Source organism: Chitinimonas arctica (assembly GCF_007431345.1).
Classification (GTDB): Bacteria; Pseudomonadota; Gammaproteobacteria; order Burkholderiales; family Chitinimonadaceae; genus Chitinimonas; species Chitinimonas arctica.
Map to the genome: position 1 here is coordinate 2,203,353 of NZ_CP041730.1, position 13,222 is coordinate 2,216,574.

General features: G+C 61.1%; 11 protein-coding genes. All 11 read left to right on the top strand.

The genetic code is table 11. The annotated features are described in order from the left end of the window. Positions 1-26: 26 nt before the first annotated feature. Positions 27-944 (top strand): exosortase B, encoded by a 918-nt coding sequence (xrtB, locus tag FNU76_RS10005; RefSeq protein WP_144278063.1) that lies wholly within the window; start codon positions 27-29, stop codon positions 942-944. A 2-nt stretch (positions 945-946) separates the two neighbouring features. After that, positions 947-1,624, top strand: a complete 678-nt coding sequence (epsI, locus tag FNU76_RS10010; protein WP_144278064.1) for an exosortase-associated protein EpsI, B-type — start codon at positions 947-949, stop codon at positions 1,622-1,624. 169 nt (positions 1,625-1,793) lie between these two features. Beyond that, entirely contained in the window at positions 1,794-3,089 is a 1,296-nt protein-coding gene (locus FNU76_RS10015) for an oligosaccharide flippase family protein (protein ID WP_144278065.1), read from the top strand. Next, entirely contained in the window at positions 3,086-4,312 is a 1,227-nt protein-coding gene (locus FNU76_RS10020) for a polysaccharide pyruvyl transferase family protein (protein WP_179958419.1), read from the top strand. The genes FNU76_RS10015 and FNU76_RS10020 overlap by 4 nt, the downstream gene beginning before the upstream one ends. A gap of 116 nt (positions 4,313-4,428) precedes the next feature. Then, the gene (locus FNU76_RS10025) at positions 4,429-5,910 is read left to right on the top strand and encodes an O-antigen ligase family protein (RefSeq protein ID WP_144278067.1); all 1,482 of its coding nucleotides are present in this window, start codon (positions 4,429-4,431) and stop codon (positions 5,908-5,910) included. Then, positions 5,907-7,115: a cellulase family glycosylhydrolase gene (locus tag FNU76_RS10030; protein ID WP_144278068.1), complete on the top strand. Its 1,209-nt coding sequence runs from the start codon at positions 5,907-5,909 to the stop codon at positions 7,113-7,115. The genes FNU76_RS10025 and FNU76_RS10030 overlap by 4 nt, the downstream gene beginning before the upstream one ends. A 28-nt stretch (positions 7,116-7,143) precedes the next feature. Further along, complete coding sequence (locus tag FNU76_RS10035; RefSeq protein ID WP_144278069.1) at positions 7,144-8,070, top strand: glycosyltransferase family 2 protein; 927 nt, start codon at positions 7,144-7,146, stop codon at positions 8,068-8,070. A 60-nt stretch (positions 8,071-8,130) separates the two neighbouring features. Continuing rightward, positions 8,131-9,294 carry a glycosyltransferase family 4 protein gene (locus tag FNU76_RS10040; protein ID WP_179958420.1) on the top strand — a complete coding sequence of 388 codons (1,164 nt, stop codon included), beginning with the start codon at positions 8,131-8,133 and terminating at the stop codon, positions 9,292-9,294. Between the two features lie 288 nt (positions 9,295-9,582). Continuing rightward, on the top strand, positions 9,583-10,911 hold the full coding sequence (locus FNU76_RS10045) for a UDP-glucose dehydrogenase family protein (protein WP_144278071.1): 1,329 nt from the start codon (positions 9,583-9,585) through the stop codon (positions 10,909-10,911). Further along, the gene (locus FNU76_RS10050; protein WP_144278072.1) at positions 10,908-12,005 is read left to right on the top strand and encodes a DUF1972 domain-containing protein; all 1,098 of its coding nucleotides are present in this window, start codon (positions 10,908-10,910) and stop codon (positions 12,003-12,005) included. The genes FNU76_RS10045 and FNU76_RS10050 overlap by 4 nt, the downstream gene beginning before the upstream one ends. Before the next feature lie 97 nt (positions 12,006-12,102). Then, positions 12,103-13,170, top strand: coding sequence for a dTDP-glucose 4,6-dehydratase (gene rfbB / locus FNU76_RS10055; protein ID WP_144278073.1), 1,068 nt, complete (start codon positions 12,103-12,105; stop codon positions 13,168-13,170). Positions 13,171-13,222: the final 52 nt, after the last annotated feature.

The following is a 13,222-nucleotide window of genomic DNA, read 5'->3' on the forward strand; positions in this document are numbered from 1 at the left end:
GCAATGATCGGCGAGAGGAAGGAAAGATGGATATCCCGTTGGAAACGCAAAAACCCCTGTCTGGTCAACCCACCGGCTTGAATAAGGACATGCTGTCCTGGCTGCCCATCGTCGTCGGGCTGCTGGCGCTGTTCGTGCCCAGTTTGATCGGCCTGTTCAAGGGCGTCTGGGGCACCACCGAGCAGGGCCACGGCCCCATCGTGCTGGCGATTTCGGTCTGGCTGATGTATCGCAAATGGCCGGAGATGATGCGGCTCAGCGAGGGCAAGGCCCGCTCCAATGCGGGCTGGCCGATTTTCCTGGTGGGCATCGTGCTGTATACCGTCGGCCGCTCGCAGGATGTACAGCTGTTCGAGGTAGGCTCGGTCATCTGGATGCTGGCCGGCATCCTGCTGTTGATGCGCGGCCCCGCCGCCTTGAAGGCGCAGTGGTTTCCGCTGTTCTTCATGCTGTTCATGATCCCGCTGCCCGGCACCGTGGTCGATGCCGTGACCATGCCGATGAAGATGGCCGTCTCCTACGTGGCCGAGCATGTGCTGTTCTGGATCGGCTATCCCATTGCCCGCACCGGCGTGATCCTGCAGATCGGCCAGTACATGCTGCTGGTGGCCGATGCCTGTGCCGGCCTGCAAACGCTATTTACGCTGGAAGCGCTGGGCTTGCTCTACCTGAACCTGGTGCGCCATGACTCGCTGCTCCGCAATGTCTCGCTGGCCATCCTGATCGTACCGATCTCCTTTACCGCCAATGTGATCCGGGTGATGGTGCTGACCCTGATCACCTACCACTTCGGCGACGAAGCCGGCCAGGGCTTCCTGCACGGCTTTGCCGGCATGGTCCTGTTCCTGACTGCCTTGCTGCTGATTATCGGTATCGATTCCATGCTGCATTTCAGCGTGAAATTCCTGCGCGGCAAAACGAACAATTTGAGCGGGGCGAATTGAGCATGTCCATATCCACGCGTGCCGGCGTACTGTGCGCCTTGATGCTATCCAGCGCAGCGGGCGCTTACTACCTGAAGCCGACCGTGCATATGGCAGGCCAGACCACCCTCGATCTTGAGCGCATGGTGCCCAAGCAATTCGGCGATTGGAGCTATCTGCCGGACGCCAGGCCCATCCTGCCGGATCGCGAAGTGGAAGCGCGCCTGAAGGAAGTCTACGACCAGGTCCTGGCGCGCACCTATATCAACGGCAGCGGCGAGCGCGTGATGCTCTCCATCGCCTACGGTGGCGACCAGAGCCGCGGCATGCAGATCCATAAACCGGAAACCTGCTACACCTCGCAAGGGTTCCAGGTCAAAACGATTGGCGATGCGGTGCTGCGATTCAAGGATACCGATATCCGCACGCGTCAATTGCTGGCCACCTCGGGTCCTCGCTCCGAGCCCATCACCTATTGGATACGCCTGGGCGATACCACGGTGTACGGCGGCCTGGGACAGACCATCAGGCGCCTGCAGATGGGCTTCCAGGGTGTGATTCCCGATGGCACGCTGGTACGCGTATCGACCATCGACCGGGACAATGACCGCGCCTTCCAGATCCAGCGCGCGTTTTCGGATGCCCTGCTGCAGTCGGTGGATGCCACGGCCCGTAATAGCCTGGTAGGCGCCATCAAGTAGCTTCACCGGATAGGCCGGCCGTGCGCGCCGATGCCGGGCGCCGGCAGGAAACCCGACCTGTTTTATGACAATGTTCTACAATGGCGAAGCGCCTGGCCTGCGGCAACGCCTGCAAGGCATCTTTCACCATTGAGGGTGGCCTCCGCGCCATGTTCGTTAAGGTTTGTAAGTGATCAAGAAGTCGCTGTTAGCCGCGTTGTCCATCGCCAGCCGCATCGGTTCCGCACTTTTGCTGATGGTGGTTTGCGGCCGTGTGCTAGGTGTTTCGGACTTCGGTTCGATGATGTACTGGCTCACCGTGGGCGGCATCCTGGCGCAGTTCGTCGATTTCGGCATGCCGCAGCGGGTAAGCGTACTGATTGCCCGTGGCGAGCATGGCGGCGCGAGCCAGACGGCCGGCGTGCTGCAAGCTGCCTTCGCGACCAAGCTGGTCTTGTCCGCCCTGGTGGTGCTGATCGCAGCGGCTTTTATCGGATTGAATGAGCAAGGCCGGAGCGAGGCGATGTTCGCCCTCCCCTTGCTGCTGTCCCAGTTGCTGCTGCCATGGACCGATCTCGGCAGTGCGGTGCTCCGGCTGGAGGATCAATACAAGCGGGAGACCCATTGGCAGCTGCTTGGCAGCATGGCTGTCCTTGCCATCGTGGCGGCGACGGCGCTTATCTCGAAAAGTATTGTCGCGGTGGCCTATGCCTTCCTGCTGGCGCGCATCATCGTAGCCTATGGCTGGATCAGGATGCTGCATGGCGCTGCCGGCTTGCGCCGTGGCACATCGTTCGATTGGCCCACCGTGCGCGGCTTTGTCGCCGGCAGTTTTACTTCGGCCCTGGACGTGATGGCGACCAATGTTTTCTCTTCCCTGGACACCTTGCTGGGTAGGTATTACCTGGGCACCGTGGCCTTGGGTAATTACCAGGCGGGCCTGCGCCTGGTGCAGGGTTCGGCGCAATTGTCGGGGGTGCTGCAAAGCGTGCTGCTGCCCACGGTGGCGCGCAAGTTCGCCGCCAGCGAAGGCCGCGGCAATACCACCGACCCGACCATCGTTGCCTATGCCTTGTTCGGTTTGGTGCTGGGGCTGGGTACCGCCTTGCTGGGCAAGCCGGTCATTCTTTTGTTATTCGGTAGCGGCTTCCAAGCCGCCGCCGATCTGGCCGGCCCGTTCGGCGCGCTGATCGCGGTACGTTTCCTGGCCGGCGGTTTCGGCTTGCTGCTGATGGCACAAGGCCGCCCCGGTCTACGCCTCTGGTCCTACGCACTGGCCGCGCTGGGCCTGGCGGCCAGCGTCTGGCTGACCTTGCCGCAGGCTGGCCTGCCGGGACTGGTGCGCGCCATGGTACTGGCCTATGGCTTGTTGACTGCGCTGTATGCGCTAAAGCTGGCCTTCACCAGCAAATGGTACCGGGCCGGCAAGTGGGTTTGGCTGACGATTTTTTTAAATATGGCATTTATCTGGAGCGTGATTCGATGACTAAACGGCTTTATGTAACCGGCGGCTGGGGTTATGGCAACAAGGGCGACAATGCCATCCTGATGGGAATGCTGGAAACGTTCCGCCGCGACTTCAAGGATGTCGCCCTGCACATGACCTCGTTCGAACCGACCGAGCTTAAGCGCATGCATGGCTTGAATGCCCAGGTGTCCATCCACAAACTGCTGACCTGGAAAAACCCGCTATCCTATTTCCGCCGCCTGGCCCTGATGATATGGAGCGCGACCGGTGTCATGCTGTCGCCCGCCCTCAATCGCCACCTGCGCGAAATGGCCGCATCCGACGCGGTGGTCATGGGCGGCGGCGGCTACTTCAACGATGCCTGGAAGGACGCCCTGCCGTCGCGCATCTGGGAGATCCGCTTCGCCAAGGCCGCCGGCACCCCGCTGATCATCTACGGCCAGACGGTCGGCCCCTTCTCGGAAGAGAATTGCGCCAATCTGCTGAAGACCTCGCTCGATAGCGTGGCCTATATCGCCTACCGCGACGTGCAGTCGGCAAAGACCCTGCGCCTGGCCGACTATTCCGAATCCACCATGGGCTTGACCGCCGACGAAGCGAACCTGATCCCCAAGATCGCCACGCCGGCCGACCGCGCCAAGTTCTGCCCGAACGGCAAGAGCAAGCTGGTCGGCGTGATGATCCAGCATCTGCGGCGGCATGAAAGCCCCACGGGCGCCTCGCCACGCGGCCAGATCACCGACAATACCCGTTACTACGACGAAGTCTGCGGTGCACTGGCGCGGATTGCCAAGGACGGCGACGTTTCCTTCGTGATCATCCCCAGCACCACCTGGGACCAAAGCTCCTGCGATAAGGTGGCCGAAGGACTGGCGGCGAAGGGCATCAAGGACGTGCATCTGCTGAACGATCCGGATATCGATACCTTTGTACGCGCCTGCCAATCGGTCGATGTGATGATCAGCACCAATATGCACCCCGTCATTATCGCGGCGACCGCCGGCATCCCCTCCATCGCCCTGTCCTACCACTACAAGCTCGACGACTTCATGGCATCGATCGGTACCGCGGCCAATGTGGCACGTATCGATAATTTCAGCGCCGACTGGATCGTCACCCAGTTCGGCCAGGTCGTCGACAAGATGGATGCCCTGCAGCAGTCGATCCGCAAGGACCATGAAGGCGTCAAGGAAATGGCCCGGCGCAACGGCGCCGCGTTGCGGCAGCTTATCTATCGCTGAGACGATACCCATGGCGGTGCGGCTCGGGCCTGGGTTCGCGGCGGGAATACTTCCTGCCGCGGGCACAAGCGGATACGCACCATCGCAACGTGATAAACGAAAAATCCAGCCTGGTCATGAAGAAAAATAAAGTACCGCTTTGGGTTCTGATCTTCGGCATGTTCTATGCCGTTATCACCGGGCTGGCCGTGGCATTGTTTCCATGGTGGATGGGCGCGCTGTTCGTGCCGCCGCTGTTTGTTCCGCTGCTATTCCGCGGCTTTATCTCTTTCGAGCCGCCCACGGCCCTGCTGACGGCATTGCTGTTCGGCTCGCTGGGGCTGTTCTTGCTGTGGCCGCGCTACCTGGCCTTCCAATTGGCGGGGCCGGATATCACCCCGCAGCGCTTGGTACACATGGTATTGATCCTGGTCTGGATGATCTCGCTGACTTCGCCGATTTTCCGCGACACCATCGCGACCCGGATCAAGCAACATCCCAAAACCATCGCCTTATTGGGATTTCTGTTATTTCTGCGCGTCGGTAGCGCCATTCTGTCCGACTACCCCCTGCCGTCCATATACAGCCTGATCAACGAGCTGATGTCGGGCGCGCTGGTGTTCTTCATGATCCTTTCGCTGGTCGATAGGCAGGAGAAGGTGGAAGGATTGGCCAAATTACTGCTTTATTGCGGCTTGGTCATGGGCCTCCTGACCCTGTATGAATTCGCCACCAAGTCGGTGATATTTTCACAAGTCCATATCCCGGGCATGAAGCTCGATTCGGAATACCTGGTGCAAGCACTCGCGGACAAATCGCGCAGCGGCTCCTACCGTGCCCAGTCGACCTTTGCCAATCCCTTGCTGCTGGCCGAATTCGCCGTCTTTCTACTGCCTATCGCTTTCTATTTCCTGGCGATGGGACGCGGCCTGGTCCGCAAGGTCGCGCTGTTTAGCGTGCCTTTGTTGATCGTGACCGAGTATTGCACCGGCTCGCGTGCCGGCCTGGCTGTGCTGGCCGTCATCCTGCTGGCGGCCACCGTCATCTTCGCGCGCGGCCTGATGACCTCGCGCCGCATGGGCGCCGTGGGCTGGATGCTGGTGGTGGCCATCGTGATGTCGGGCATGGCGGCGGTCAGCCTGCTGGCCTTTGTCGATCTCGACCTCAGCTACTTCCAGGGCCGCTCGCTGACCGAAGTACAAAGTTCGAATGCGCGTATCCAGATGATGGAAAAGGGTATCCCCTTGATCCTGGACAAGCCGATATTCGGCTACGGTATTTCGCGGGCGGCCGTGGTGCTGGGCTTCATCGGTACCAATCGCATGTTGACCATCGATAATTTTTATCTGTCCTACGCGCTGGATGCCGGCCTGATCGCCCTGTGCGTGTTCTTCGCCTTTATGTTCACCATCATGTACACCGGCGTGCGCGCCAGCATGAACCCGGCCAACAAGCAGGGCGGACTCGGCGTTTTCCTGGCCTTGTCCATAGCCGGCATGCTGATGGTGATGAGCATCGTCTCCCTGGATTACAACATTCCACTTTTATTTATTGCCGCCGCCTTGATTCTGGTGATCAGCCGGAATGACAGCAGCACTGCGAAGGAGAAACTGATATGAAGGCCTGGATAAACCGCCTTGCCGTGGTAGCGGCGCTTTGTATTGCAGCCGCATCCAGCCATGCCGGGCAATTGACGGTCGGCTCGGATGGCAGCTTGCTCAAGAATGGTCGCCCCTACCGGGCAATCGGCGTGAATTATTTCAGCGGCCTTTATCGGGCGCTGTCGAATCCGAGAGACAAGACCTACGTCTATGGCTTCAGGGAACTGGCCTCGCACAAGGTCCCGTTCGTACGCGTGATGCTGGGCGGCTTTTGGCCAAGTGAAATGAAACTGTACCAGCGTGATCGCGAAGCCTATTTCAAGGTGGTCGATGCCTTTATGGACGCGGCCGAAAGCAATGAAATCGGCATCGTCGCCAGCTTGAACTGGAACTACGCGACCGTGCCGGACATGGTCGGCGAGCCGGCCTCGGCCTGGGGCAAGCGCGATAGCAAGACCATCAAGTTCATGCGCGCCTATACCAAGGATATGGTGGAACGCTATGGCAGCCGCAAGATCGTGTGGGCCTGGGAGTTCGGCAATGAAATGACCCTGCGCGCCGATCTGCCCAATGCCAAGGACTTCCTGCCCAAGGTCGATACCCGCAAGGGCACGCCGGCCAGGCGCACGCAGGCCGATATCATCACCTCCGCCGACACGGTCACGGCCTTCAAGGAATTCGCCCAAGCGGTGCGCCAGGTCAGTCCCGACGCCATGCTGAGCACCGGCAATTCCTTGCCGCGCCGCTACGCGCACCACAATTCCAACGCCAAGAACAAGGGCGTAGCCGCCGCCAGCATGTGGGAGAGCGATACCGAAGAACAGTTCTGCTCGATCATCCAGCGCGACAACCCGGCGGAGTATGGCCTGCTTTCCGTGCATATCTACCCCGGCGAGAATGAAGGCTACTTCGGCAAGAAGCTGCCCGACTATCCCAACCTGATCAAGGCGACCGAGCGCTGCGCCAAGAAGCTCAAGCGTCCCTTGTTCATCGGTGAATTCGGCATCGACGCGCGTATCTACCACGGCGATACCCGCCGCGAGCGCGCCGACTTCGAGGAACTGCTGGGCGCGATCGAGCAAAGCAGTGTGGCCTTGTCCGCCCTTTGGGTTTACGACTACGTCTACCAGAACGGTTCCTTCAATGTGACCGGCTCGAACAATCGCGCCTATCAACTGAAAGCCATCGAGCAAGCCAATGAGCAACTCGGGGGCGTAAAGTGATCCGCAAGCCAGTCCGCGTGGTAGCGCCATGACGCCGCGCCCGGCCGCGATCGGCCTGGTCATCGTCAACTACAACACCAGCCAGCAGGTGATCGACTGCCTGCGCTCGGTGCGGAACGAGGCATTGGCCCATATCGTCGTGGTGGACAATGCCTCGCCCAAGGACGATCCCGATGCCATCGCCGCCGCCTTTCCGCAGGTGACCTTGATCAAGCATCCGCAGAATGTCGGTTTCGGCGAGGGCTGCAATATCGGTGTGCGCTGGATATTGGCGAACAGCCAAGCCGATTTCGTACTGTTCCTCAATCCCGACACGGTCATTGAAGCGAACTTGGTGGATAGGCTGCTGGCGCCGTTCGCCGAACCCGCCATCGGCATCACCACCCCGCGCATCACCACCATGAACGAGCCCCATTCGCTTTGGTACGGTGGCGGCTATATGAGTTGGTTCAAGGGCTCGGCCCGGGTACCGGGCTACGGCCAGGCCGCCGATGCCCCGGCGGCGCTGCTGGAACGGGACGTCCAATTCGCCACCGGCTGCGCCTTCATGATGCGCCGTAGCGTGCTGGAGCAATGCGGCGGGTTCGACCATCGCTTCTTTATGTACGAGGAAGACGTCGAACTCTCGCTGCGGGTGCTGGCGGCGGGCTATCGCATCCGCTATGTGCCGGCGGCCGTGGTGCGCCATATCGCCCAAGGCAGCCAGGGCAAGGAAGTGCAGTCGCTGGACATGTTCAGCGGCAAGAATCCCAAGCTGGCCTTCTTTGTCTACTATGCCGCGCGCAACCGCTTTATCACCGTATTCACCCACGGCAACACCCGCCAGCGGGCACTGTTCCTGCTTGGTTTTGCCGCCTGGTTCGCCCGCGCCGGCCTGGGCTGGATCAAATACCAGCGTACCGACGCGTTCAAGGCCTTGTTCAAGGGCCTTAAGGATTTCGCCACGATGCCCTGATACCTTGGGCGGCAGGGCCAGTAATGCAATCTTGTCATGTTAAATTTTGGACGGTATCCAGTGAAAGCAGTCAACGTAGCGCTTATCGAACCGGTCGGTAGTCATGGCGGCATGGATTATTACGATTCCGGGCTATGCGGCGGCCTGGCCAGCAACGGCGTGCCGGTCACCTGGTATACCTGCGACGTGTCCGAACCCTGCGGCAGCATTGCCTTCGAGGTGAAGCGCCCGTTCGAGCGCATCTGGGGCAAGGAGCCCGCCTGGAAACGCGGCCTGCGCTATGTCCGCGGCTTGTTTTCCACCATGCATGATGCCCGTGCGCGCAAGGCCAGCATCGCCCATTTCCATTTCTTCCATGTCGGCCCCCTGGAGGCCTTGGGGGTGATGCTGGCCCGTCTATATGGGCTCAAGGCGGTCGCCACCATCCATGATGTCGAGGCGTTCAAGCCCGGGCTGACCTCCACCAGCCTGCGCGACCTGACCTATCGCCTATGCGCGCGCCTGATCGTGCACAACCGCGTCAGCCGCGATGAGCTGATCAGCCGCTGCCAGGTGTCCGCCGCCAAGATCCGGGTGATTCCGCACGGTAGTTATCTGGGCTTGATCGCGCCGGCGATGGATCGCAACTTGGCGCGCGACACGCTGGGCCTGCCGCAGGACGAGAAGGTGGTGTTGTTCTTCGGCCAGATCAAGGAAGTCAAAGGCCTGGACCTGCTGATCGAAGCCTTCGGCAAGCATCGCGAAGCCATGGCGCCGGTGCACCTGGTCATCGCCGGCAAGGTATGGAAGGACGATTTCGCCCGCTACCAGGCCTTGATCGACCAGTATGGCCTGGGTGACTTCTGCCACCTGCATATCCGCTATATCCCGGACGACGAGCTGAGCACTTTCTACAGCGCCGCCGACCTGATCGCGCTGCCTTATCGCCGTATCTATCAGAGCGGCGTACTGTTGATGGCCATGAGTTTCGGCGTGCCGGTCCTGGCTTCGGACCTGCCCGGCATGAAGGAGATCATCACCGACGGCGAGAACGGCTTCCTGTTCGGTGCCGGCGATGCGGATCTGCTCGGCAAGCAGTTGGTACAGGTTCTGTCCGCCACCCCGGATGTCGGCAAGGTGGTCGCGCAGGCCAGCGCCGATATGCAATCGAAGTTCAGCTGGAAGACGATTGCCGCGCAAACCTTGTTTGCATATAAAGAATTACTGATGGTTGAAAAAGTGTGAATATAAACACGGCGTGGCTTTATTATTTACCGGACCTGAATCAGAGCTGAATGACAGCGCCTCGCCTGTTTTAAATTCACGGTAATTGTCCCATCTCGGCGATAATCATTATATCGTCACGTTTTGGCAGCAAAATATAACGCGGGATTCGCGCGGTGCGGGTTGGGAAAGCAAATATTCTCGATTATGATGCCGGGATTATTTAAGCGTCATAGACCAGCCCTCCTTGCCGACATGGCCTTGCCCTCCCGTTTCAGCCAAACCTTATTATTTATGAATGCGAGCTGAATGAAAATCACCGTTATTGGAACCGGTTATGTCGGCCTGGTTTCGGGCGCCTGCCTGGCCGAAATGGGTAATGACGTGCTGTGCCTGGATCTGGATCCGGCCAAGATACGCATTCTGCAGGATGGCGGCATCCCCATTCACGAGCCGGGCCTCGGCCCAATGGTGGAGCGCAATGTGGCCGCGGGCCGCCTCCACTTCACGACAGACATCGACGAGGCGGTAAGGTTCGGCACCGTGCAATTTATTGCCGTGGGCACCCCGCCGGACGAAGACGGCTCGGCCGACCTGAAGTACGTGCTGGCGGCCGCGCGCAATATCGGCAGCCGGATGGACGAGTACAAGGTGGTTGTCGACAAGAGCACCGTCCCGGTCGGAACCGCCGATAAGGTCCGCGCGGTAATCGCCGAGGCCTTGGCCACCCGCGGCGTGACGCTGCCTTTCGCGGTGGTTTCCAATCCGGAATTCCTGAAGGAAGGCGCGGCCATCGAAGACTTCATGAAGCCGGACCGCATCGTGATCGGCGCCGACGACGAGCAGGCCATCAGCGTGATGCGCGCCTTGTATGCCCCCTTCCAGCGCAATCGCGACAAACTGGTGGTCATGGATACGCGCAGCGCCGAGCTGACCAAGTATGCGGCGAATGCCATGCTGGCCACGCGCATCTCCTTCATGAACGAACTGGCGCTATTGGCCGAGAAGCTGGGCGCCGACATCGAGCTGGTACGGCAAGGCATCGGTTCGGACCCGCGCATCGGCTATCACTTCCTCTATGCCGGTTGCGGCTATGGCGGTTCGTGCTTCCCCAAGGACGTCAAGGCACTGATACACAGCGGCGCGGAGGTCGGCCAGGGCCTGGGCGTGCTGCAAGCGGTCGAAGCCGCCAACGAACGGCAGAAGCGCGTCCTGGTGGACAAGATCGTGCAACGCTTCGGCGAGGACTTGCGCAATCACCGTTTCGCCCTCTGGGGCCTGGCATTCAAGCCCAATACCGACGATATGCGCGATGCGCCCAGCCGCGTCCTGATCGCCGAGCTGTTCAAGCGCGGTGCAACGGTCACCGCCTACGATCCGGTCGCTGCCGACGAAGCGCGTCGCCTGTTCGGCGCGGATGAGCGGCTAGCCTATGCCGACAGCCCGATGGACGCGCTGGCGGGTGCCGACGCGCTGGTGATCGCCACCGAGTGGAAGGAATTCCGCAGCCCGGATTTCGGCCGCATCAAGACACTGCTCAAGCACCCGGTCATTTTCGATGGCCGCAATCTTTATGAACCGTCGCTGCTTAAGGCAGCCGGCATCCAATATTCACCGATCGGTCGCGTCACACCATGAAAGTACTTCGAATCCTCGGCACGCGCGGTGTGCCGGCAGCCCATGGCGGCTTTGAAACCTTTGCCGAATACCTGGCGCTGCACTTGGTCGAACAAGGCTGGCGAGTGGTGGTGTATTGCCAGGAGGATGGCGAAGGGCCCGTCTTCGAAGACAGCTGGCGCGGCATCGAACGGGTGCGCATTCCCATTGCCGCCGGCGGTCCCAAGGGCACCATCCTGTTCGACTTGAAGGCGACGCGCCATGCTGCCCGCTCAAACGACCTCTGCCTGACCCTGGGCTACAACACCGCGGTCTTTTGCGCGCTGCTGCGTATCAAGGGGATTCCCAACCTGATCAATATGGACGGGATCGAGTGGTCGCGCGCCAAGTGGGGCGGCGTAGCCAAGACCTGGTTCTGGCTGAACGACTGGGCCGGTTGCTGGCTGGGCAACCACCTGGTGGCGGATCACCCGCAGATCAAGGTTCACCTGAAGAGCCGCGTGGCCGACAGCAAGATCACCATGATCCCCTACGGCGCCGACGCGGTGACCACGGCGCCGGATGCCCCCGTGCGGGCGCTGGGCCTGGAGCCCGGCCGCTTCCTCACCGTGATCGCCCGGGCGGAACCGGAAAATTCGCTGCTGGAAGTGGTGACGGGCTTTTCCGCCCGCCGCCGCGAGATGCAGCTGGTCGTGCTGGGCAACTACCAGGACGACAATGCCTACCATCGGGCGGTGAAGGCCGCCGCCAGCGACGAGGTGCGCTTTGTCGGCGCCATCTACGACAAGCACATCGTCCAGGCCCTGCGCTTCCACAGCGCAGCCTATGTGCACGGCCACCAGGTGGGTGGAACCAACCCCTCCCTGGTCGAGGCCTTGGGCGCCGGCAATCCGGTGGTCGCCCACGACAACCGCTTCAACCGCTGGGTCTGCGGCGATGGCGCCCGCTATTTCGATGGCGCCGCCGGCTTTGCCGCCTGCCTGGATGAGCTGTTGGCGCAGCCGGAGCAACTGGCGCAGATGCGCAGCCACAGCCTGGCCCGTTTCCAGGAAGCGTTTACCTGGCCCGATGTACTGGCCAAGTACCAGACCCTGCTGGAAGGCTATCTGCCTTGAATTCCGCCCTACCCGACCTCTTGTGCCCGCGCCGGTCCGGCGCGCCTGGACGGCGGGACGCACCACCATTTCATATTCAATTTTTGGGAGCCCAAGCATGAGCATTCTCGTCACCGGCGGCGCCGGCTTTATCGGCAGCAACTTCGTACTGGACTGGCTGGCGCAAAGCGACGAGCCGGTCATCAATCTGGACAAGCTGAGCTACGCCGGCAATCTGGAAAACCTGGCCAGCCTGAAAGACCACCCCGGCCATATCTTCGTGCAGGGCGATATCGGCGATGCCGAGCTGGTCGCCGGCCTGCTGGCCAAGCACCAGGTCCGCGCCGTGCTCAATTTCGCGGCGGAATCGCATGTGGACCGTTCCATCACCGGACCGGGCGAATTTATCCAGACCAATATCGTCGGCACCTTCCATCTGCTGGAAGCCTGCAAGGCCTATTGGCAGCAACTGCAGGGCGAGGCCAAGACGGCCTTCCGCTTTCTGCATGTTTCCACCGACGAGGTGTACGGTTCGCTGGAAAAGACCGACCCGGCCTTCAGCGAAACCAATCGCTACGAACCCAACAGTCCTTATTCGGCATCCAAGGCCGCGTCCGACCATCTGGTCCGCGCCTACCACCATACCTATGGCCTGCCGGTACTGACCACCAACTGCTCCAACAACTACGGGCCGTTCCACTTCCCGGAGAAATTGATTCCGCTGTGCATCCTCAATGCGCTCAACGGCAAGCCGCTGCCCATCTATGGCGACGGCCAGCAGATCCGCGACTGGCTGTACGTCAAGGACCACTGCAGCGCCATCCGCACCGTGCTGGCCGGCGGCCGGCTGGGCGAGACCTACAACGTCGGCGGTTGGAACGAGAAGCCGAACCTGGACGTGGTACGCACCCTGTGCGCGATCCTGGACGAGCTGCAGCCGCGGGCGGATGGCCAGCCTTACAGCAGCCAGATCACCTACGTCACCGACCGGCCCGGCCATGACAAGCGCTATGCCATCGACGCCACCAAGCTGGAACGCGAACTGGGCTGGAAGCCGGCCGAAACCTTCGAAACCGGTATCCGCAAGACCGTCGAGTGGTACCTGGCCAATCAAGCATGGGTAGGCAATGTCACCAGCGGCGCCTATCGCGAATGGCTGGAACACAACTACGGCGCGCGCGCCTGATCCGGCGAGTGCTTAGCGCGCCAGGCGCCGAACAGGCCGCCGGCGCGCATCG